Annotated in this window: 30 protein-coding genes and 1 pseudogene; 10 read left to right on the top strand and 21 right to left on the bottom strand. The window is 37.6% G+C overall.

From position 1 onward, the window contains the following. Positions 1-408 precede the first annotated feature (408 nt). Complete coding sequence (locus tag ACWPWK_RS17595) at positions 409-684, top strand: glycine zipper domain-containing protein (RefSeq protein WP_109372929.1); 276 nt, start codon at positions 409-411, stop codon at positions 682-684. A gap of 46 nt (positions 685-730) precedes the next feature. On the opposite strand, the pseudogene ACWPWK_RS17590 reads toward ACWPWK_RS17595, so the two are convergent. The 19 genes and pseudogenes from ACWPWK_RS17590 to ACWPWK_RS17500 form a co-directional block, all read right to left on the bottom strand. Further along, positions 731-859 (bottom strand): annotated as a pseudogene (locus tag ACWPWK_RS17590) (lysis protein); the annotation flags it as partial. Positions 860-1,107: 248 nt separating this feature from the next. Further along, a complete protein-coding gene (locus ACWPWK_RS17585) occupies positions 1,108-1,638 on the bottom strand; it encodes a hypothetical protein (RefSeq protein ID WP_109372928.1) in 531 nt (176 codons plus the stop codon). Positions 1,639-1,780: 142 nt separating this feature from the next. Next, a complete protein-coding gene (locus ACWPWK_RS17580; protein ID WP_109372927.1) occupies positions 1,781-2,251 on the bottom strand; it encodes a lysozyme in 471 nt (156 codons plus the stop codon). After that, positions 2,251-2,520 carry a bacteriophage protein gene (locus ACWPWK_RS17575; protein WP_036904926.1) on the bottom strand — a complete coding sequence of 90 codons (270 nt, stop codon included), beginning with the start codon at positions 2,518-2,520 and terminating at the stop codon, positions 2,251-2,253. Before ACWPWK_RS17575 ends, ACWPWK_RS17580 begins: the two co-directional genes overlap by 1 nt. Before the next feature lie 358 nt (positions 2,521-2,878). Beyond that, a complete protein-coding gene (locus ACWPWK_RS17570) occupies positions 2,879-3,148 on the bottom strand; it encodes a hypothetical protein (RefSeq protein WP_109372926.1) in 270 nt (89 codons plus the stop codon). A 74-nt stretch (positions 3,149-3,222) separates the two neighbouring features. After that, entirely contained in the window at positions 3,223-4,095 is an 873-nt protein-coding gene (locus ACWPWK_RS17565; protein ID WP_208623306.1) for a DNA-methyltransferase, read from the bottom strand. A 177-nt stretch (positions 4,096-4,272) separates the two neighbouring features. Then, positions 4,273-4,509: a hypothetical protein gene (locus ACWPWK_RS17560; protein WP_109372925.1), complete on the bottom strand. Its 237-nt coding sequence runs from the start codon at positions 4,507-4,509 to the stop codon at positions 4,273-4,275. Between the two features lie 72 nt (positions 4,510-4,581). After that, the gene (locus ACWPWK_RS17555; RefSeq protein WP_109372924.1) at positions 4,582-4,791 is read right to left on the bottom strand and encodes a hypothetical protein; all 210 of its coding nucleotides are present in this window, start codon (positions 4,789-4,791) and stop codon (positions 4,582-4,584) included. A 123-nt stretch (positions 4,792-4,914) separates the two neighbouring features. After that, a complete protein-coding gene (locus ACWPWK_RS17550) occupies positions 4,915-5,925 on the bottom strand; it encodes a DNA-methyltransferase (RefSeq protein ID WP_109372923.1) in 1,011 nt (336 codons plus the stop codon). Between the two features lie 73 nt (positions 5,926-5,998). Then, positions 5,999-6,193 (bottom strand): hypothetical protein, encoded by a 195-nt coding sequence (locus ACWPWK_RS17545; protein WP_109372922.1) that lies wholly within the window; start codon positions 6,191-6,193, stop codon positions 5,999-6,001. A 950-nt stretch (positions 6,194-7,143) separates the two neighbouring features. Next, entirely contained in the window at positions 7,144-7,554 is a 411-nt protein-coding gene (locus ACWPWK_RS17540; RefSeq protein WP_109372921.1) for an antiterminator Q family protein, read from the bottom strand. Positions 7,555-7,582: 28 nt separating this feature from the next. After that, a complete protein-coding gene (locus tag ACWPWK_RS17535; protein ID WP_109372920.1) occupies positions 7,583-8,608 on the bottom strand; it encodes a DUF968 domain-containing protein in 1,026 nt (341 codons plus the stop codon). After that, a complete protein-coding gene (locus ACWPWK_RS17530) occupies positions 8,608-9,315 on the bottom strand; it encodes a phage antirepressor KilAC domain-containing protein (RefSeq protein WP_109372919.1) in 708 nt (235 codons plus the stop codon). The genes ACWPWK_RS17535 and ACWPWK_RS17530 overlap by 1 nt, the downstream gene beginning before the upstream one ends. A 17-nt stretch (positions 9,316-9,332) precedes the next feature. Beyond that, positions 9,333-9,716: a RusA family crossover junction endodeoxyribonuclease gene (locus tag ACWPWK_RS17525; RefSeq protein ID WP_109372918.1), complete on the bottom strand. Its 384-nt coding sequence runs from the start codon at positions 9,714-9,716 to the stop codon at positions 9,333-9,335. A 72-nt stretch (positions 9,717-9,788) separates the two neighbouring features. Beyond that, positions 9,789-10,880 carry a replication protein gene (locus tag ACWPWK_RS17520; RefSeq protein ID WP_109372917.1) on the bottom strand — a complete coding sequence of 364 codons (1,092 nt, stop codon included), beginning with the start codon at positions 10,878-10,880 and terminating at the stop codon, positions 9,789-9,791. A 12-nt stretch (positions 10,881-10,892) separates the two neighbouring features. After that, positions 10,893-11,072 (bottom strand): DUF4222 domain-containing protein, encoded by a 180-nt coding sequence (locus ACWPWK_RS17515; protein ID WP_069369408.1) that lies wholly within the window; start codon positions 11,070-11,072, stop codon positions 10,893-10,895. After that, a complete protein-coding gene (locus tag ACWPWK_RS17510; protein ID WP_109372916.1) occupies positions 11,062-11,241 on the bottom strand; it encodes a hypothetical protein in 180 nt (59 codons plus the stop codon). Before ACWPWK_RS17510 ends, ACWPWK_RS17515 begins: the two co-directional genes overlap by 11 nt. 88 nt (positions 11,242-11,329) lie before the next feature. After that, positions 11,330-11,788, bottom strand: coding sequence for a YmfL family putative regulatory protein (locus tag ACWPWK_RS17505; RefSeq protein ID WP_109372915.1), 459 nt, complete (start codon positions 11,786-11,788; stop codon positions 11,330-11,332). Positions 11,789-11,839: 51 nt separating this feature from the next. Further along, complete coding sequence (locus ACWPWK_RS17500) at positions 11,840-12,073, bottom strand: transcriptional regulator (protein ID WP_006533952.1); 234 nt, start codon at positions 12,071-12,073, stop codon at positions 11,840-11,842. A gap of 86 nt (positions 12,074-12,159) precedes the next feature. On the opposite strand from ACWPWK_RS17500, the gene ACWPWK_RS17495 reads away from it, so the two are divergent. Together ACWPWK_RS17495 and ACWPWK_RS17490 are read left to right on the top strand one after the other, a co-directional pair. After that, positions 12,160-12,867, top strand: coding sequence for a LexA family transcriptional regulator (locus tag ACWPWK_RS17495; RefSeq protein WP_234566516.1), 708 nt, complete (start codon positions 12,160-12,162; stop codon positions 12,865-12,867). 124 nt (positions 12,868-12,991) lie between these two features. Then, a complete protein-coding gene (locus tag ACWPWK_RS17490; protein ID WP_109372914.1) occupies positions 12,992-13,195 on the top strand; it encodes a hypothetical protein in 204 nt (67 codons plus the stop codon). Between the two features lie 225 nt (positions 13,196-13,420). Here the strand turns inward: ACWPWK_RS17490 and ACWPWK_RS17485 are convergent, their stop codons facing one another. After that, complete coding sequence (locus ACWPWK_RS17485; RefSeq protein ID WP_109372913.1) at positions 13,421-13,915, bottom strand: hypothetical protein; 495 nt, start codon at positions 13,913-13,915, stop codon at positions 13,421-13,423. Between the two features lie 184 nt (positions 13,916-14,099). Between ACWPWK_RS17485 and ACWPWK_RS17480 the strand changes: the two genes are divergently transcribed. The 5 genes from ACWPWK_RS17480 (at position 14,100) to ACWPWK_RS17460 (ending at position 16,831) form a co-directional block, all read left to right on the top strand. After that, on the top strand, positions 14,100-14,633 hold the full coding sequence (locus ACWPWK_RS17480; RefSeq protein WP_109372912.1) for a hypothetical protein: 534 nt from the start codon (positions 14,100-14,102) through the stop codon (positions 14,631-14,633). Continuing rightward, a complete protein-coding gene (ssb, locus tag ACWPWK_RS17475; RefSeq protein ID WP_109372911.1) occupies positions 14,626-15,069 on the top strand; it encodes a single-stranded DNA-binding protein in 444 nt (147 codons plus the stop codon). The genes ACWPWK_RS17480 and ssb overlap by 8 nt, the downstream gene beginning before the upstream one ends. A gap of 93 nt (positions 15,070-15,162) precedes the next feature. Beyond that, positions 15,163-15,372: a hypothetical protein gene (locus ACWPWK_RS17470; protein ID WP_109372910.1), complete on the top strand. Its 210-nt coding sequence runs from the start codon at positions 15,163-15,165 to the stop codon at positions 15,370-15,372. A 108-nt stretch (positions 15,373-15,480) separates the two neighbouring features. Next, positions 15,481-15,723, top strand: coding sequence for an excisionase (locus tag ACWPWK_RS17465; protein ID WP_036894694.1), 243 nt, complete (start codon positions 15,481-15,483; stop codon positions 15,721-15,723). Beyond that, positions 15,704-16,831 carry a phage integrase Arm DNA-binding domain-containing protein gene (locus tag ACWPWK_RS17460; protein WP_109372909.1) on the top strand — a complete coding sequence of 376 codons (1,128 nt, stop codon included), beginning with the start codon at positions 15,704-15,706 and terminating at the stop codon, positions 16,829-16,831. The genes ACWPWK_RS17465 and ACWPWK_RS17460 overlap by 20 nt, the downstream gene beginning before the upstream one ends. 120 nt (positions 16,832-16,951) lie before the next feature. On the opposite strand, the gene icd is transcribed toward ACWPWK_RS17460, so the two are convergent. Then, positions 16,952-18,205, bottom strand: a complete 1,254-nt coding sequence (gene icd / locus ACWPWK_RS17455) for an NADP-dependent isocitrate dehydrogenase (protein WP_023582546.1) — start codon at positions 18,203-18,205, stop codon at positions 16,952-16,954. Between the two features lie 138 nt (positions 18,206-18,343). Here icd and rluE point away from each other — a divergent pair, with 138 nt between their 5' ends. Beyond that, positions 18,344-18,973: a 23S rRNA pseudouridine(2457) synthase RluE gene (gene rluE / locus ACWPWK_RS17450; protein WP_109372908.1), complete on the top strand. Its 630-nt coding sequence runs from the start codon at positions 18,344-18,346 to the stop codon at positions 18,971-18,973. Further along, positions 18,966-19,415: an NUDIX hydrolase gene (locus ACWPWK_RS17445; protein ID WP_109372907.1), complete on the top strand. Its 450-nt coding sequence runs from the start codon at positions 18,966-18,968 to the stop codon at positions 19,413-19,415. The genes rluE and ACWPWK_RS17445 overlap by 8 nt, the downstream gene beginning before the upstream one ends. Positions 19,416-19,507: the final 92 nt, after the last annotated feature.

Genomic DNA, 19,507 nt, shown 5'->3' with positions numbered 1-19,507 from the left:
AACTACCTATCATTAAAAAATCCACCAGCTATTAACTGATGGCTATGAAACTTTACAAATATAAAGTGGCTATTATTTAAACAATAGCGTACTGTCATTTAACTCATTGTGTTTCACTTGAACTATAAAAATTGATAATTTTTTAATGTAATAGTTGCTCATCTCTGATGAGCTATTTTTTAAATTATAAAAATAACCCGATTACTCAGTGACAATAAAAGTCATGAATAATTATATTTTTAACAGTTTATAGTTAGTTTCCCTATTTTGATCTGCTCACTCCTATTCGGGTGAAATTACCAACCTTACATATACCTTTCTTATTGGCGATTATTTAATATTAAAACTATCTACCCACTTATAATTATATTTTTTTGCACAAAACAAATTAACTATAGGAGTAACATTATGGGACTTTTTGAGAAAGCTGAAGGTAAAGCCACAGAAACCCTAGGTAAAGCACAAATTAAATATGGAGAAGTAATCGATTCTCCTGAGCACATAATAAAAGGTGAGGCAAAAGAAATTTGTGGTGCTGGAAAACAAGTAACATCGCAATTACTCGATTCCGCACAAGAATGTGTCAAAAACACACAACTCGGAATTAAAAAGAATCCACTAACTTCGGTAGCCATTTCTGCAGGTGTCGGTTTTGTTATTGGTTATCTATTAAATAAAAAATAGTTTTTACAATTTTGTTTAATTCCCCTTCTCTTGTTGAGGGGGATTATCACAAACACTCCATTCTAATGTAATCTTGTAACTCTAATATCACTGACTCTAACTCTGCAATTCGCTCTGAGAATAACCAATAATTTCTGATTGTGGTGTTAGTAGGTCTGACTGCGGTTGCATCATCATGTATCACTACGTTACCTTAATTACTTACGGCTTCCCCGTCAGCCTGATGAAATCAACCATCCTTTCTGCAGATACAAAAAACACCAGCTATTAACTAGTGGCTATGAACCTTTACAAATATAAAATGGCTATTATTTAAGCAACAGAGTACGGTTGATGTTCCAGTGAAGAGCGACCTGTTCACTTGGGCAAAATAATAAGATCCATGTTATCTAAAACATTCAGACCCCCATTAAACCCGCGGGTCTATTTTTTTACTTTCTTCGCTTCAATTTCCCGTATTGCTTTTAATTGCTCATTAGCTTTTTCTATTGTCGATAACAAGGAAGGTATCCATAACACCACTTGGCAATATGTTAAAGTTCGGACGGTAGAGGCACTAACACTGGTTGAGTCAATGTCTTGGGTATCTCTATACATTGACCGTAACTCATAGGTGTGCTTGAGCAACCCATCAGTAATATGTTGAGGAACAAGCAAATCACAAGTCGGCTCTTTTTTAAGGATCGTTCTATATTCAATGATTTTCTCCTGTGATTTTACATCTGCCTGAATGCCATAGCGGTAGGCTGTAGTCGCTATTTGATTAAATCTATTAAATTGAAATATCTGATCACTTAACAGCTTTGAGTAACTATTATTTTCTTTTGTTAATTGCTTATTCTCTACTATTAAATTATCTCTTTGAGTAATGATATCTTGTATGATGTTGGCAATATAACCACCAGTAACAACTCCTACCATCACAATGACAATGTAAATTTTCCACTGCTTCATGATTAATACCTGTGATGTGAAAGGGCTATCTGACAGCGCTTTTCTAAACTGGCTTTATCATCAACACATGAATTATCAATTGAGATATAAATGCCACCAGCGACTGTGATGAGTAGAGTAAGGATAAAACCGACGATGATGATTAAAGGCTTCCGCGACATAATGCTGACTCCGCCTCTCTACGACTGACTAGCCCTCGCCATATCTTTCCACCCGCATAAACCCAACGCTTCATTTCTTCACAGGCGCCATACTGATCACCTGCATTTAATTTCTTTAGCAACGTAGAACGTGCAAATGCTGTGGTACCGACATTAAAAGCAAAGGAATATAGAGAAGCTTTTGTTTTATCATCCAGCGGTACTTTAATCAGGGTATCAACTTGCTGCTGCGTTCTAATAAAGTCTTTCTGCAGTAATTCGTCACACTCTTGCTGTGTATATGTCTTACCTTGAATGATGTCATTTCCAGTGTGGCCATAACAAACCGTCAGAATTCCAGCAACATCATGGTATGGCTCATAACGCACTCCCTCAAAATAACCAATCACTGTTAGCGCAATGCTTACCGCACCAGCACTCGCGACTGCTGTCACTTTCTGTTTTAGGTTCATTAAATGTCCTTTTTAGCTTTAGTCAGCATCTCGCCAACTATCTTTTCTATGTCTTGCGGATCACTAGAACAATTACGGTGAACTAATTCAGCAAATAACGCTGTTCGTTTTCGTTGTTCTCGCTGTGTCATAAAATAAGTTGCTAATCCAAGGAGCATGCTGAATCCCATCCCTATTACAAATCCCCATTCATACAATGAGAGACTTGCAAAAAAGGCAGTTAAGCCAGCCGTTCCGTAGGTAGCATTGGTCAATTTTTCCATGCGCATATACACCCCTACGGAGTGTCCGAGTTTAGTTAAAGGGATGCAGACACACAGCTCTTATGTGAAGTGATTGATGTGTGATTGATACTGTGGTCTGGAATGTATAAATAGATGGTGGGCACAACTCTACCTGGTGTGCGATTATCGATATCTCTGCATGAGGCTTTCGATTATTAATAAAACACCGCTCGCCAATAAGCTTTGTATTTAGATCGGGTAACGAAATAATGAAATGACCAAGCTAAATTTAATTGTTCTTTAGTCTTACCAGATAGCTTTATACACAGATTAATAAATAGATTTTTCATATTTTCTCCAATAAAAAAGGCCACCGAAGTGACCTTTGATTTATTTGAATATTTTACTCATCATCCCAATTTACTGGTTTTGAAATACTATGAAGCCTTACCACTGGAGTATTTCCTCTACTACTTACTTCGGTTCTTATCGTGGTATCTTCTCGAGGTGTAAACTCGATATTGATGTCATAACCAATACCGGCATGATCATCGCATAAGTAAGCCTTAGTATTGGGAGCCCAAATTGCAGAGAGATTATCTAACTCTCTTCTAAGTCTAATACCAATAACTTTATCTGCAACTTTACCACAGACAATACAACTTCCCGACATACAAATCTCCTTTTAGTGTTTACTGCTTTTTAACAATACCACACCAAAAGAACTCTTAAATAAAATTTATCTAATTACTTGGTATACATCATAAATTTATTATAGACCTTTCCTTTCAACCCTAATCTTTGCTTACTAACTGCACAATATTCTTCAGATAACTCAAAACCAATACCTGTTCGAGACATTTGATCTGCAACTTTAACTGTTGTGCCAGAACCAGAGAATGGGTCAAGAACAATATCACCATCAACTGAAAACAGCTTAATAAACCATTCAGGTAGAGCTTCAGGGAAAGCTGCGCTGTGTTTTTTATTGCCACATTCAGTTGCCAGGTGCAACACATTGGTCGGGAGAGCCATTTCTCGACCAACCCAATTTTCTATTTTCTTGCCAAACCCGCTTCCAACTTTAGATTCATCGCGTTTTTTGTCTGCATCCGAAAGATTTTTTAGTCGTGACTTTGTCCAATCACCCATTGGGACTTTCACCGCATCCTGGTACATCGCAAACTTTTTACTTTTTGTGAAGTGCAAGCATCGTTCCCATGAGTCTCTAAATCTGTTGGGCCATTTTCCTGGAAAGCTATTTTTTTTGTGCCAGATATACTCTTCAGTCCATAACCATCCTTGCTTTCTCAAAGCCAGGATTAACTCTAAAACATATGTATGTCGCTCACCGTTCATGGCTTTTTCTTTTATATTAAGAATAAAAGAACCTGAAGGCTTTAAAACACGAAGAAGCTCTTTCCCTATGGGCTCAAACCACTCAACATAGCGATCAGGGTGTACACCACCATAAGTGCTTTTTCTCTGATCAGCATAAGGTGGTGATGTAATGATAAGGTCAACCGATGAATCAGGCATGAATTTGATTAATTCTAAGCAATCACCGTTGTATATTGCTGTTTTTTTTATATCCATGTCTAACTTAGCCTTTTTTAACATAGCACCCTCGTCTTATTGGAGACGCAAAGAATATCAACTTTTCGAACAAAGGTCCACCGTTTGATAAATATCTTTTTATATACTTGAATTAATTAACAAAAGATAAAGATAGCCGTTCTGCCATACTGAAACTAAAGGAGTATAAAAAAAGATCGCCTAAGCGATTTATTGATAAACTTATTTACCTCTAGAGATAACTCTAACCGTATCACCTGTTACTGTTGTAATGTAGGCGTGATCTATACGTTTAATATCAAATGATGGAATAGAGCCTTTTTTCGTGTGTTCGATTCTAGCTACGATATCTTTATTTTCAGACTCAGGATAAAACTCCAAGCGGTACATATCCCCTAAGCAGTGGACTTCTTCCACTTTACGACTTTCACGTTCAGTAATTAATTTAAGTGCGTACATAAATTTATTCCTTATTTTAGATAATAAAAAAGACCGCCTAGGCGATCTTTAATTAATTCACAAATTTTTTATTTATGATGTATGACACTCTCTACAACACCAATAACAACCATCAGCAGTTCTATAACCATTAACTTTTGCTTTAGCAACAGCCTGGGCACAATTAGAAAATAAGCCTAAATACTCTCTATTTAATACATCAGGCATATGATTACAGCCTTCCTTATGCACCTCATAATCACCATGATTATCTGTGAATTTGTGAACATAATAATAATCCATAAATATCTCCTACTGTTGTGTACACAAAGAGATAATATGTTAAATAGTTCTTACCATTAGATCACATATCAAGGAACTATCCAGAATTACCGTATAATTAAACCTGTAAGGGTTACTTACAAGTTAGCTTTTTATTTCTTGCTCTGTTTGTTCAAAGCGCTCTTTCTCAAGCTCAACACCTAAAACCTTTCGATTAAGTTTTAATGCTGCTTTCAGAGTTGCGCCTGATCCCATAAAGAAATCAGCAACCAGATCTCCCTCACGACTGCTAGAACGAATAATATGTTCCATCATGTCTGATGGTTTCTCGCAAGGGTGTTTGCCGGGGTAATATTGAACAGGAGGATAAGTCCACACATCGGTGTAAGGAACATCTGCAGTTACAAAGAATGGTCGTCTCAATAAACCATATTCTTTTATTAACTCTTGGTAGTCTTTTTGTAATGTAAATTGCTCTCGTTCTAACTCACTAAAGTGGCGAGATAACGGTGATAGTTTTTCTTGTTTATCAGCAATGTGTGTAAACAGTGTTTGTAACTTTTTATAATCTTCTTCACAGGGTAATTGCCACTGGCTATTGCTAAACCAATGACTGCACATTTGCTTACCTGTTGCTTGGTCTATTTCTTTTGCACTCACCTGCAGTGCTAAACGAGCATGTCTAAAATAATCAATCAGAGGATTAAATACGCTCTGCTTTAGCTCTTTGCATTTTAAAGAGAATTCAGAACCTTTGGCTGTAACCGGTCTCTGATAATGTTCAGCGAAAAGTATTCGTTCTGTTGAAGGAAAAAAGGCGCGTAGACTTTCTTTATTTTGTCGTCGCCATGGTCCTGATGGTTTAGCCCAAATGATGTGACTTAATACATTAAATCGCCCACGAACTAGCAATTCAGTATCTGACGCCAATTTAGAGCCACAGAATAAATACAAACTGCCATTGGGTTTTAATACCCGCCAGAATTCAGCCAGTACCTCATCAAGCCAAGACAGATATGCCTCAACACTATCCCACTGATTATCCCATGCACACGATTTCACTCTAAAGTAAGGTGGATCTGTAGCGATTAAGTCAATGCTGTTATCAGGTAGTGTTTTTAATACAGAGAGTGCGTCATCGTTAAATAGTTGCATCAGAAGTCCTTTTCTACGCAATAAAAAAGCCGATGACTATTAAGCCACCAGCTTTATAAATTCTTTATATTTTTTAGGCTGTACGCATATAGCTATTTCCTTGCTTTGCGACAAACCCTGCTATTTCAAACTGAGTTAATAGAAACTCACAATTTTCATTACTTAGTCCAGTTTGATTTGAAATTGCTTGTACTGTTTGCCAATCACTTTTTGAGATTGTTTCAAGTACACAACTTGCCTGCGTTGTCATATCATACTGTTTTAACATGATATTTTATACCTTTGGTCAGTTATCGTGCATAACTACACATGTAACTCTGACCAAATAGAACAGCAAGTCTTATCTTCTTTTTATAATAAAACGTCAAATTATCTTTTAGTCGTCCAACGTATAGTTGATGAAGGTGTGCTACAGGTTATATCCAAATATTTAGAATTATAATGCATATTAGTCAGTTGTTCTTTTGCAATTAATTTAGACTCATTTATCTTCATTAACATTTCTTTGCGCCCTTTTTTCTTCATGGTACCTATGAATAGTTGGATTGCTTACAAGATATTGGTTTAATAAAACATCAAACGATCACATTTTCACAAATAGACTTTAATTAATTACGGGCAACAAACAAAGATTATTTATTCTAATTTACATATAGTTATATATATTTTTAAAAAAGTTACCCAATATTTATCCACAGGAACAGTCAGATTTGTACACTTGCTTAGTAGCTAATAACTCTTTATCTTAGATACAAGAAAGCCCGCTAAGAGTACCAGTCCTAGCGGGCTTCTATAAAAGGCTATGAATAATGATGTCTCTTTTATTCGTTACTAGCACTTTTCTTTGTCACTGAGAATATTAGTCGCTTATCCAGCCTAAGTAAAGAGACCATAATTAGGATCTATGCATGCTAGTTTTATCCTTACTCTCATATTTCATGAAACTCATGAAGATAAAGGTGAAAGCTAATTGGAGTTTATCCGTTGGCTCATTTAACACAAGGCTTTATATTTCAGTTAATACTGAAAAAAAATAATATATCCAAAGGGGAATTAATTTCCCCTTTTTTTATTAAAATTTCTAATGACCATAAATAAGATAAAAGTAATTAAGGAACGCATGAAAAAAGAAAACCACGCCGAAGCGAGGTTTCATCCTATAAGTTAGGTGACAACGTATTCACTCTTATCACATTAGCACTGTTTTTGCGTAGCGCACTAATACTTTTTTGAATCTATAATTTTTGGTGATTTCATTACCTCGATGTCCATTTCAAGAGGAACATTTAACATAGCTAAACATCCCTCAATGAATCCCTCAGCTACTTGTATTTGCTGTCTAATTCGTCCTTCACTTACTTTCCATGATTTAGCAATACTGCGCTTTGATATCCCATAAATATAATGAGCAACAATTAATTCCAACTCATCTTCTTTTCTAATTCGTTTTAAATGAGTAATAGCACCATCAATTAATAATCCGTCGTCATCACTACACGCAATACGAGAACTAGATGATGGTGGTATTAAACCTTTAAACCCTGCCGCTATATGAGAATAATTCACACCATTATTATCATTAGATGCCCACGCTCCCCAACGTGATAAAACTTCCTGCATATCTCTCATGCCTAATACTCCTCGTGCCGTACACACGTTAAATAAATGCACCGATGCCTAATGAACGGTTTAAAAAATGAAATAACAATTCGAGTTGATTACCGTGAGTGGCTTCCCACTGTTTTGGGTCACGATGTAACTCGTCATGATGAATGCGACATAATGGAATAGTGAATAAGTCATGAGCCTTAGTACCCATACCGCCCATGCCATACCCAATAATATGGTGTGGATCATCAGCCTGTTGCCCACACACGCAACACGGTTGAGTCTTCACCCATTGCAACCATTGGGTATTTTCCCAACGTTGCATTTTAGGTTTAAGAAGAAATGACGCTGGTGGCTCCGGATCGATAGCAACTTTAATAACTGCTTTTATTGCATCTAAACGCTCATTCATTGCTGATAGCGCTGTCACATTACTTGGAATAATGTCAGCTTCAGGAAAACCACCATGAACTTTGCGTTCCTCTTGTTTATCTGACCAATTTAAAATCTGGCGTAATATTGGTTCAGGCAATTCATCAACCAAGTTATGCATAACCGCAAATGAGAAAAAATCTGGTATCGTCAGCTGGTGGCCACTATCTAATCTCAAACGACTACGAATAGTATCTAACATCCAATTGATACGATTTTTATGAGCTAATTCAGCAATCCAACCCGCAGATGAATGACGAATATGATTATCGTGATGCCAGCAAGTGCGAATAACTCCTTCTTCATTAAAGGTCGTAACTAACTCATGGTGATGATAATTGTCTTCGTCGTTATCAATCTGACAGTATTTGATATTACTAATAACCCACGAATCCATCGGTGCCACTTTATCAATGGTGTGGATCACTTTTTTGCTATTAAGAAATTGAATGATGCGCTTATTGTTTAAAATCGGCTGTTCATCGCCAGTTAATGCTCCCGACGGGAGAACATCTAAACTTTTCGGCACATCACTAATAATCACACGAGAATGTCGCTTAAATTGCTCAAGTAATTCAGCGCCTGGTTTAAGTAGTACAACACCAAGTTCTGGCTGAATGTAGGGAGTTAACAGTAATTTCATTAAATGATATCCCCTACTTTATATTCAGCCCATAACCCAGCGATCCACTTCACGCCTTTAGCGGTAAACCGTGATTGTGCAAATGCATGGTTATTGGTTTGATTAGTACCCGTTTTTATCTCAAAGCGACCAAGATCGACATGGGTTTGATAAGGCGTAAATGTATTATTCAAGCGATACATGATTTTCTTATCTATTAGAAAACAGCGAAAATCCGTTTCTTTCACCTGCAGTAATTTACATACTTGTCGAAATGTCATAGAACCAGTGGATAAAACATAATTATCAACAAACTGAGCCTTAGGCATGGCAATCGCCAACTCACTTTCTAGCTTTTGTTTTTCTTCTGCCAAGTCTGCAGCTAATCGCAATGCCTCTGGTAATGTTTGAGGAATGATTGGTTGCATTTTTGACTCCAGTTCCTGCCACCGATCGACAATTTTCGCTGTAAATTGAGGTGACAGTCGAGCCACCAGCACTAGTGAGTCCCTTTTATTAAAACGGTATTCAGTATATTGATTGCCATTATGCTCAAAAGGGAACTCAGCCAATGGCTGGGTTAAAATTTGAGCAATAAAAAGCCTATCTGCAGAACGTTTAACATCTGAGTGATTACTGCCCGTTAAACTGGCAATCTCTCTACTCGACATAGTTAATTCGCGATTCATTGCAGGTAATGCTGAAACTTCCATTGTTCTTTGCATCATGCTATTTCTCTCCACGCTTACTCGTGTCCGTACATCACGTTATTAAATGAGCGGATAGTGATTTCTAACTTTCCACCCTTTACGACTTCCATTAGCATCACATCCATGTGCTTCACTTGTTGATCATCTTCCCAAATACCCGCGTGTGTTAATGCATCAAACGGGGCTTTTAAAAAGTTATCGATGTCTCTACGCTGTTTTGTTGGTGGATATAAGCGAACCAGGACAGAGACATTTTCTTTAATCGCTTTAGGTTTTCTCTTTAACTGCTCATACACAGAAGCAATTGTGTTAATTCGAAACTTACGCCCTTTTTCACTGATTAAGGTTCGACCCTTAATGTTTCTCCAATAAGTATTTACGCTAGGTGGAAATGGCAACGTGAGCATGAGTTCAGGCATAAGTCCCCCATAAGCCAATCAATAATGTCACTACAAACCAAAACCCAACAAACAAAATGTATTTAGTTAGCATTACTGAGCCTCCTGTGACATTTCAGTCGCTTGTTTCCAAATGCTGCTCCATGCTTGACGACCAGAGAACTCACTCATACGACGAATGCCTGTCTTACCCGCTAATTCAAGTGCGATCTCTTCAATACGATTTTGAGGTTTAGAACGAGAGCCAATTAAGCGAGAGAAAGCACTGTCACGCTCAACAGTATCAACTTGAACCTTTGGCTCGTTCTTTGGCTCTTGGCTACGAACGGTCAGCTCATCAAAATGTTTACGTAATTTACGAGGGCTTAAAATATTTTGGTGCCAGAATGAATCTTTGTTGGCCCAATCGAACAAGGCACAAATTTGTTCATGGGTACGTCCATCGATTTGGCGCATCAAACGAATATCGTTCGCCCAGTCATACCAAGTAGGCTCTAGCGCAGATGGATTCAGTTTTTTAACACGACCAAACATCCATTTCGCCGTTTTCAAATCACCTTCATCGCCCCATTTCTGACCATTAGGGCTGTAAATCACTGCTTCGGGATAACGAGTTAAAAAATCATTTTTCGGCTGGTCGCTGGATTCGCCAGAATTCTGCGACGAATGATCTGTTTCTGTTGTACTCTCTGAAGTAATCTCTGTTGTATTCTCTGTAAGAACAGACCATTTTGACCCGTTCAGAACAGCGCATTTTGAACTGTTTGAAGGTTTCAATTTGCGCTTATCGATAAGGTCATTTTGAACTGTTCGATTAGATGAGTTATCACCGTTCGATTGGGTCATATTGACCTCATCGGTCAGCAAGTGGTGATCGTAATTAATCGCATAATAATTAGTACGGTCATGGTTAGATTTATTGATTTGCTCGATGCGTAAAACGCCCTGCTTTTTTAAATTAGTAAAAGCACGTTTAATCGTTGATTCAGAGAAAAAAGGAAATTGATTCTTCCACTCTTCGACTGTGTTATAAATCCAGCGTGAGCCGTCATATTCAACACCTGAAGTAGTTTCAGTTAGCCAATATTGAATTTGCTGTAACAGCATCGCCTCATTTAAACCAAGGCGTACCGCTAATTCAGGAATAACGACTAAAGGGCGACTTTTTAGTAATAATAAACTCATCTTGCCACCTCATTACTTAATACGTGTGTACTTCTCTTTAAATCGTTGCAAGGGTTCACATTGAGGATCGTCACAACCATCGAGCATAAAAATGACACGCTGTTTTTCTCTGTCATAACGAACAACATGAACAACGATACCCCTGTGATTTTTGTAGTAGCGATCAAGTTGGTTTGGGTTCTCATTGTTCATTGCCCGCCCTTAAACCATGTTTTGAATTGAAATCATCTACAAGCCAACGCATAAATTGGTAGTTTGTTTCTTCATAGCCTTCTGGTACTTTAATTTCATAGGCAAAACGACCATCACGCATTGAAGCCCGTACTTGCGTACGGCATGCTAAGTTTGATAATCTACTCATGCTAATTTCTCTTCACACAATTGAAATTTGCAAACCGAAGCCAGAGGCCGTACACCTTTGGCTTCACCCTTTCTGGATATAGCCATCTTTAATTTCTCTTTTGATGCAACGAAACAAACGCATTCATAAATGTGCGGATCTGTGAAATTAATCCATCCAACATCATTTTTATTTTTTGCTCTTCATCACCATCAATAACGCCATCAGCTAAGCTATCTTTCATCAATAACGCTAAACGCCCCTGCATTTCGTCAACACCACTACGCAGTATAAACAATTCCGTTTCGTCCAGTTCCGCAGGACTAATTCTGTCAACGAGTAAACGATTTGATTCACGAGCGACAAATTCAGCAAATAAAACGGTCTTAGAAATATCTTGCATCGCTAACAACTCGTTTAAATCAAATGAGCGACAACCGTTTTTCTCATAAAGCTTGTTATTGAATGACGTTAAAGACAGACCGAGTGCTCCAGCCATTGCCTCACGCCCACCAGCTGTTGCCTCACACATTTCTTTCACTACCTGTTTTATTGATTGGTTACTCATTTCCTACCACCATTGATAAATTCTTGTAGTTAACTGCTTTAAACGGTTTTGTTATTGTTTTGGTAGACCATCGGTTTTATTTGGGTAGAGATCAGGTCGTAGTTGATGCGGTGATACAACCCAACCACCTAATTCACATAGTTGGATCACTCGCTCTGCTGGTACTTTGTTATTTTTAATCCAGTTAAAAACTGACTGAGGGGAATTAAAGCCAAACATTCGAGATACAGCAGATGGCACCCCGATTGTTCTAATTGCTTTTTCTGTATAATTTTCTTGGTGCATAGATGCCTCTCCTTAAGTAATACACCAATACTACTTAAAGTAGACAAATAAAACAACTTAAAATAGAAATGACAAGGGTGAGATTGGTGGATAGAATTCTACTTATGGTAGAAAATAACAAATACGATAGTTTCGCTAAACGACTAACTCAGCGAATGAAAGAGGTTAATGTAGATATTCGGCAATTGTCCGAACAAGTTGGTGTGTCTTATGAAATGGCACGTCGATATACATTAGGCACAGCCAAACCTAGAGATGATAAGATGGAATTAGTTGCTAAAACCGTTTTTTCAACCCCCGCATATCTTGACTATGGTGTAGGTCTACAAGCTGATCCGCAAAACGAATTTAATAAAGATACAGCCACAGTTAGACAAATCGAGGCTTTTGCGTCAGCAGGAAATGGCTATATTAATAATCCATTTCCAGAAGTAGTTAGATCAATAGAAATACCACAAGAACGTATTTATGAGTTATTTGGTCGTAGTAATCTAGACGGCGTAATGATCATCAATGTGGATGGTGATAGCATGACTCCCACACTGAACCCTAAAGACTTACTTTTTATAGATACCAAAATAAATCAATTCAATGGTGATGGTATTTATATCTTTAACTTTGAAGATTCTACCTTTATTAAACGATTGCAACGCGTTAAAGGTAGGAAGTTAGCTGTAATATCAGATAATGATTTTTACCCTCCATTTTTTATTGATGATCATGAAATACATGAAGTTTATTTTCATGGAAAGCTTATAAGAAGCCTACCAATGTCATTTAAACAATTCGCATAAACATTAAAACCAACTAAAAGTTGGTTTTTTTACGCCTCTGTTTTCTACTTTTAGTTGTTGACAATATCTACTTTTAGTTGCATTCTGTTTCTAAAGCGAAATAAACTGTGTGAAGAGAGCAGCTATGACCACTGAACCAGTAATCATACCGCCAGCTAATTTCACCGATGCAGATGTTGTTGATTGGATGGAAAAGAAACTATCGTCTATCAAAGTCCTCGGTGAGTTAAACGCAAGACGTGAAGAGCTGGTGGATAAACTAGCAAAACTGGATGCTGAAATAGACGAGTACAAAATCAAAAGCGCTATTCAGATACAAAATGAATAATTTTTATGTGTGAAGAGAACGTGTGAAGAGAAACAATTGTGTGGAGGGAAATTGGCGTGAGTAATACTACTAATGAAAAACAAAATATCAGGATCTATGCCTTAGTCTTTCATAAGAACGCGCTAACTCTGTCAACCGACAATATTTATGAAGATTTTTGGTTAGAACTACATAAAACCGTCGGTTGGCTTAAGTTTGTAAAACATAGTGAAGAATCTGAATTTGTTAAGAACGGAGCACTGTTTGTAGCCACTGAACTGCGTCCGGTATCTGATTCAACCCCTTACCCAATAGTTGAAGCACGATGTGTTTTGTGGCGTCAGCGGGAAGCTCTTTTAAGCGCTGCAAATACCCTTTCCTTTCTTCTGGGTCAGGAACGTTTAAAGTAATGAAATCACGAATTTCATTTAATGTTTCATCATGCAGTCTGACAGTAATCACTTTGAGAGAGGTGGATATACTACCTTCCTCTGTAAGTAAATTTACAGCATGTCTAGTAGCTTTTACTAATGTAAGTTCAGGAAATGCACCAGCCATTACATCAATTACTCCGCCGGTTATCATTTCCTCTTCACTAAGATATGCAATATTTTTTAATAAAATATCATTATCAATGTCAGAAAGATCTGTCGGTATATTTTCAGGTTGAATTGTATTGGGATAATCCTGTACTGCAACTTCTAGAATTCTTAGTTGTAATGCTCTGTTAAAACCTAACATCTTAATATTCTCTTGGTTGTGTAGGAACTTCCAAGATTACCACCACCGCCTGAGGTGGCAAAATAATCAGGCACAATATTTGAAGTGTGAATCCATTTTATTTTTTATTATCAACACCAGGGAAACTTAATCTCGATTAATTCGAGAGGAATTCTTATTACCTAAAAATTGTGTGGAGAGAATAATGTCTTATATTGCAACAGCAACAAATAAACATTTCTATTATCTCGATGTACGGATCGAGGATATAGATATTCAAGATATTGCCAGTGGCCTTGCTAATGAATGTCGCTTTAATGGACAGATTGATAATTTCTATTCTGTGGCTCAGCACTCTGTATATGTCAGCTATTTAGTTGCACCTGAATATGCTTTAGAAGCCCTGCTTCATGATGCTAGTGAAGCATATATCAAAGACCTACCATCACCACTGAAAAAGCTATTGCCTGAATATAAATTAATTGAATTGCGTGTAGAAAAGATGATCCGCAAAAAGTTTGGACTACCTGAATCTAAATCTGATGCAGTTCATTTTGCTGACTTAATGATGTTAGCCACAGAAAAGCGTGATTTAGAAATTGATACAGGTAGTAACTGGTTAATGCTTGAAGGTATTCCAGCAAGTGATTTTGTTGTTAACCCCCTAACACCACCACAAGCAAAAGCTTTATTCCTTCGCCGTTTTAATGAACTTTATAATGGGGCTGAAAATGGTTAACGGATCAGTAAACAAAGTAATTCTTATCGGTAATTTAGGTCGTGATCCTGAAATTCGTTATCTTCCCTCTGGTGGTGCTGTTGCTAATTTAGCTGTGGTCACAAGTGAAAAATGGCGAGATAAACAAACGGGTGAAAATCGCGAAAAAACAGAATGGCATCGTGTCGTTCTGTTTGGAAAACTCGCTGATATCGCCAGTGGCTATTTGTGTAAAGGCTCACAAGTTTATATCGAGGGGCAATTACAAACCCGCGAATGGGATGATAACGGTGTTAAACGTTATACAACAGAAATTGTTGTAAAAGCTGGCGGTTCGATGCAGATGCTAGGTGGTACCATTAAATCCGCAGGCTCTCATCCAGCACAGCTATCAAAACCACCAGATCAACCTCATGACAATCAATCCCCAATGGATTTTGATAACATTCCATTTTGAATGATATAAAAAATTTTTAGGTGTGCCAATATCAGTTTAATAAGTACAATCTTATTCTTACACTAAATGAAATATTTATCAGAGGAAATAATTATGTGGTTATTAGCTTATTTCGATACAAGTGAAATAGATGGCATTCCTGTAATTAGAGCTAGTGGTGTTATCCAATTCTTTAATACACGAGAAGAAGCAGTAAAAGCTAAAGAAATAACAGATATCATAAACGACGATGATGATTTAGAAACCATGGTATTTCCGGCAGAAATAGATATTGGAGAATGGCATCCACAGGAATGGTATTAATAAAACATTTAACCCTGTTCTCAGGGTTATTTAATACAACCTTATTCAAAAAATATGATTAGAGTAAATTAAATCTTAACTGTGTACGGACAGTGTGGAGAGAAAAATATGCAAATGTTGACTTTAGAGGAGTGGGCGCAAGAAAGATATAAAAGTCGTCCACCAAAGTTAGGAACGCTACAACGATATGCTCGTGGTGGCCTGTTCTACCCACCAGCAAGGAAAGAAGGTGGCATTTGGCGCGTGAGAGAAGATGCCGACCTTGTCGGTAATTTGACATCACCGGTTATCAATAACAACGATAACCCTATTTTACAAAGGATCCTCAAAGATGGCTGCCAGACCTCGTAAAAATAACGTCAATATCCCTAATCTTTACCCATTATTTAGTCGTAAAGCTAACAAGGTTTATTGGCGTTACCGCCATCCTGTAACAGGTAAATATCATGCCCTCGGTGATAATGAAGCCGAGGCGAAAGCAATAGCCATTGAAGCTAACACAAGGTTAGCGGAACAACGTAGCCGACAAGTTATGGCTATTGGTGATCGGGTGGCAAAAATAAAAGGTAAAGAAATCACGGTTAATACTTGGTTGGATAAATACTGGATTATTCAAGAAGAGCGTTTAAAAGAAGGTGATATAAAGCCGAATACTTATAAACAAAAAAGGAAGCCGGTAGATTTAATGAGGCAAGCCTTATCCATGAAACCATTACCCGCTGTTGATGCCAGAGATATTGCTGAAATTCTGGATGAATATAAATCTAATGGTCAGCACAGAATGGCACAAGTTATTCGCTCTGTTTTAATTGATGTATTTAAAGAAGCGCAACATGCAGGTGAAGTTCCTCCTGGTTATAACCCTGCCCTCGCCACTAAACAGCCGAAACGAAAAGTAACTCGCCAACGTCTTAATTTTGATGAATGGAAAAAGATATTTGAGATTGCTGATAAACAACATCGTTATGTCGGGAACGCGATGTTGCTTGCACTTATTACGGGCCAACGATTAGGTGATATTTCCTCAATGAAGTTTAATGATATTTGGGATGACCATTTGCATATTACTCAAGAAAAAACCGGCACGAAATTAGCTATTCCATTATCACTACGTTCTGAACAATTAAATATGTCATTACGTGATGTTGTTGCCCGTTGTCGTGATCGCGTTATTAGCCCTTATCTTATTCATTATTTTCATACCACTTCACAATCTAAACGTGGTGAACAAGTTACGCCAAATACGCTAACGACTAACTTTAAAAAGGCGAGAAATAAAACAGATATTGATTGGGGAGAAGGAACACCTGCAACATTTCACGAACAACGATCTTTATCTGAAAGGTTATATAGAGCACAAGGTATAAACACTAAAGATTTACTCGGTCATAAGAACCAAATTCAAACAGATAAATACCATGATGATCGAGGAAAAGATTGGATAAAAATAGTGATTTAATTGCTCAAATTTCAGGTGGTTTTGATAATTCGTTTTGATAACTTTTTGATAACCATTTCAAGATTGACAATAAAAAACGGGAACTAATAAGCTCCCGTTAACTATTTATCAAATCAACAATTACATATGTTTGATAATCGCGTCACCAAACTCGCTACATTTCAGCAGTTTAGCGCCTTCTAACTGACGTTCGAAATCATAAGTAACGGTCTTAGCGGCAATTGCGCCTTCCATACCTTTAATGATTAAGTCAGCGGCTTCTGTCCAACCCATATGGCGTAGCATCATTTCTGCGGAAAGAATGATCGAACCTGGGTTAACTTTGTCTTGGCCTGCATATTTTGGTGCTGTGCCGTGTGTTGCTTCAAACAATGCACACTCATCACCAATATTTGCACCTGGTGCGATACCAATACCACCTACTTGAGCTGCTAATGCATCAGAAATATAGTCGCCATTTAGGTTCATACATGCGATAACATCATACTCTGCTGGGCGTAACAGAATTTGTTGTAAAAATGCGTCAGCGATAACGTCTTTAACGATGATCTCTTTACCTGATTTTGGATTCTTGATTTTGACCCAAGGACCGCCATCTAATAATTCACCACCGAACTCCTCGCGAGCTAACTCATAACCCCAGTCTTTAAAGGCACCTTCGGTAAATTTCATAATATTACCTTTGTGTACCAATGTGACTGAATCGCGATCATTATCAATAGCATATTCAATTGCTGCACGAACTAAACGCTTAGTACCTTCTTCTGAACAAGGCTTAATACCAATACCGCAATCTTGTGGGAAGCGGATTTTAGTAACACCCATTTCAGTTTGCAGGAATTTAATCACTTTATCTGCTTCTGCTGAGCCCGCTTTCCACTCAATACCGGCATAAATATCTTCTGAGTTTTCACGGAAGATAACCATATCGGTTAGTTCTGGCTGTTTAACTGGGCTTGGAGTGCCTTTGTAATAACGTACTGGGCGTAGGCAAATATAGAGGTCAAGTTGTTGGCGTAATGCAACATTTAATGAACGGATACCACCGCCAACTGGCGTAGTAAGAGGACCTTTAATAGAAACTCGATATTCGCGGATAAGATCTAAGGTTTCTTCTGGTAACCAAACATCTTTACCATATACCTGCGTTGATTTTTCACCGGTGTAGACTTCCATCCACTCAATCTTACGTTCTTTGCCGTAAGCTTTCTCAACTGCGGCATCAACAACTTTTAACATTGCTGGCGTAACATCGATACCGATACCATCCCCTTCGATATAAGGGATAACCGGATTATTTGGAACAACAAGCTTACCTTTAGCATCTAGTGTAATTTTAGCGCCATTAGCCGGAACAACTACTTTGCTTTCCATTTACCTCTCCTTTCATGTAAGCGCACGCTTTGTTAATTTTTTGTAAGAGACCTGTCAATACTACTTGATTATTCAGCTAACGCCAATCGCTTCTCTTTTAAGGTATAATCAATCTCCCATTTTTTACAAAAATTAACTATGGCAAATCAACTTAAAAATAGCGCTAAATCGAGAAAACATCACACGCCACTCGCACAAAGAAAACCAGTGCGCCCAAGAGGTGAGCGTAAAGTCGTTATCTTCAACAAGCCCTTCGATGTTCTTGTGCAATTTACAGACGAAAATGGCAGAAAAACACTAAAAGATTTTATTCCTATTCGTGATATTTATGCGGCAGGACGTTTAGATAGAGATAGTGAAGGACTTTTAGTCTTAACAAATGATGGGAAGCTACAAGCACAATTAACACAACCGGGTAAAAAAACAGGAAAAATCTACTATGCTCAGGTTGAAGGCATTCCAAGTGCAGCCTCATTACAACAATTTAGAAATGGATTAGGGCTTAAAGATGGCAAAACATTACCTGCACAAGTCGAAATAGTTGAACAACCTGAATGGCTATGGGAGAGAAATCCGCCTATTAGAGAACGTCAAACTATCCCGACAACTTGGTTAAAAATAACGTTATTTGAAGGTAAAAACCGTCAAGTGAGACGAATGACGGCGCATATCGGTTATCCAACATTGCGTTTGATCCGCTTTAGTATGGGAAATATTACATTGGATAATTTATTACCCGGTGAATGGAAGGAGATTGATTTTGTTTAAACCTAATGTGACTGTCGCGTGTATCGTTCATGCAAAAAATAAGTTCCTCGTTGTTGAAGAAACGGTCAATGGAAAAGCAACGTGGAATCAACCCGCTGGACACCTTGAAGCCAATGAAACACTTATTCAGGCGGTTCAACGTGAATTATGGGAAGAAACAGGGTTAACACTTCCTGTTCAACATTTTCTAAAATTACACCAATGGATTGCGCCTGATAAAACACCTTTTCTGCGTTTTCTTTTTCTTATTGAAGCGCAAGAGCAATATGAAACTCAGCCTCATGATAGTGATATTGATTGTTGTCACTGGGTCAGTGCCGATGAAATTATTCATTGCCAACAATTACGTTCACCTTTAGTCAGAGAAAGCCTGCTATGTTATCAACAAGGTGAACGTTATCCTCTATCTCTATTAAGCAGTTTTGGTGTTCCTTTTAATTAAATAATATTAAAGGAAAAACAAAGCATCAAAAACAGAGTAAGACATGATGCACCTGTGTCAGTGATATGGTAAAGTATGGCGCTTATTTTTCC

The organism is Proteus sp. Marseille-Q3619 (assembly GCF_965283115.1).
This window is presented reverse-complemented; position numbering and strand designations above follow the sequence as displayed.

Coding starts and splice junctions, on each gene's coding strand:
- ACWPWK_RS17595 (WP_109372929.1), top strand. CDS start 409: ATGGGACTTTTTGAGAAAGCTGAAGGTAAAGCCACAGAAACCCTAGGT.
- ACWPWK_RS17585 (WP_109372928.1), bottom strand. CDS start 1,638: ATGAAGCAGTGGAAAATTTACATTGTCATTGTGATGGTAGGAGTTGTT.
- ACWPWK_RS17580 (WP_109372927.1), bottom strand. CDS start 2,251: ATGAACCTAAAACAGAAAGTGACAGCAGTCGCGAGTGCTGGTGCGGTA.
- ACWPWK_RS17575 (WP_036904926.1), bottom strand. CDS start 2,520: ATGCGCATGGAAAAATTGACCAATGCTACCTACGGAACGGCTGGCTTA.
- ACWPWK_RS17570 (WP_109372926.1), bottom strand. CDS start 3,148: ATGTCGGGAAGTTGTATTGTCTGTGGTAAAGTTGCAGATAAAGTTATT.
- ACWPWK_RS17565 (WP_208623306.1), bottom strand. CDS start 4,095: ATGTTAAAAAAGGCTAAGTTAGACATGGATATAAAAAAAACAGCAATA.
- ACWPWK_RS17560 (WP_109372925.1), bottom strand. CDS start 4,509: ATGTACGCACTTAAATTAATTACTGAACGTGAAAGTCGTAAAGTGGAA.
- ACWPWK_RS17555 (WP_109372924.1), bottom strand. CDS start 4,791: ATGGATTATTATTATGTTCACAAATTCACAGATAATCATGGTGATTAT.
- ACWPWK_RS17550 (WP_109372923.1), bottom strand. CDS start 5,925: ATGCAACTATTTAACGATGACGCACTCTCTGTATTAAAAACACTACCT.
- ACWPWK_RS17545 (WP_109372922.1), bottom strand. CDS start 6,193: ATGTTAAAACAGTATGATATGACAACGCAGGCAAGTTGTGTACTTGAA.
- ACWPWK_RS17540 (WP_109372921.1), bottom strand. CDS start 7,554: ATGAGAGATATGCAGGAAGTTTTATCACGTTGGGGAGCGTGGGCATCT.
- ACWPWK_RS17535 (WP_109372920.1), bottom strand. CDS start 8,608: ATGAAATTACTGTTAACTCCCTACATTCAGCCAGAACTTGGTGTTGTA.
- ACWPWK_RS17530 (WP_109372919.1), bottom strand. CDS start 9,315: ATGATGCAAAGAACAATGGAAGTTTCAGCATTACCTGCAATGAATCGC.
- ACWPWK_RS17525 (WP_109372918.1), bottom strand. CDS start 9,716: ATGCCTGAACTCATGCTCACGTTGCCATTTCCACCTAGCGTAAATACT.
- ACWPWK_RS17520 (WP_109372917.1), bottom strand. CDS start 10,880: ATGAGTTTATTATTACTAAAAAGTCGCCCTTTAGTCGTTATTCCTGAA.
- ACWPWK_RS17515 (WP_069369408.1), bottom strand. CDS start 11,072: ATGAACAATGAGAACCCAAACCAACTTGATCGCTACTACAAAAATCAC.
- ACWPWK_RS17510 (WP_109372916.1), bottom strand. CDS start 11,241: ATGAGTAGATTATCAAACTTAGCATGCCGTACGCAAGTACGGGCTTCA.
- ACWPWK_RS17505 (WP_109372915.1), bottom strand. CDS start 11,788: ATGAGTAACCAATCAATAAAACAGGTAGTGAAAGAAATGTGTGAGGCA.
- ACWPWK_RS17500 (WP_006533952.1), bottom strand. CDS start 12,073: ATGCACCAAGAAAATTATACAGAAAAAGCAATTAGAACAATCGGGGTG.
- ACWPWK_RS17490 (WP_109372914.1), top strand. CDS start 12,992: ATGACCACTGAACCAGTAATCATACCGCCAGCTAATTTCACCGATGCA.
- ACWPWK_RS17485 (WP_109372913.1), bottom strand. CDS start 13,915: ATGTTAGGTTTTAACAGAGCATTACAACTAAGAATTCTAGAAGTTGCA.
- ACWPWK_RS17480 (WP_109372912.1), top strand. CDS start 14,100: ATGTCTTATATTGCAACAGCAACAAATAAACATTTCTATTATCTCGAT.
- ssb (WP_109372911.1), top strand. CDS start 14,626: ATGGTTAACGGATCAGTAAACAAAGTAATTCTTATCGGTAATTTAGGT.
- ACWPWK_RS17470 (WP_109372910.1), top strand. CDS start 15,163: ATGTGGTTATTAGCTTATTTCGATACAAGTGAAATAGATGGCATTCCT.
- ACWPWK_RS17465 (WP_036894694.1), top strand. CDS start 15,481: ATGCAAATGTTGACTTTAGAGGAGTGGGCGCAAGAAAGATATAAAAGT.
- ACWPWK_RS17460 (WP_109372909.1), top strand. CDS start 15,704: ATGGCTGCCAGACCTCGTAAAAATAACGTCAATATCCCTAATCTTTAC.
- icd (WP_023582546.1), bottom strand. CDS start 18,205: ATGGAAAGCAAAGTAGTTGTTCCGGCTAATGGCGCTAAAATTACACTA.
- rluE (WP_109372908.1), top strand. CDS start 18,344: ATGGCAAATCAACTTAAAAATAGCGCTAAATCGAGAAAACATCACACG.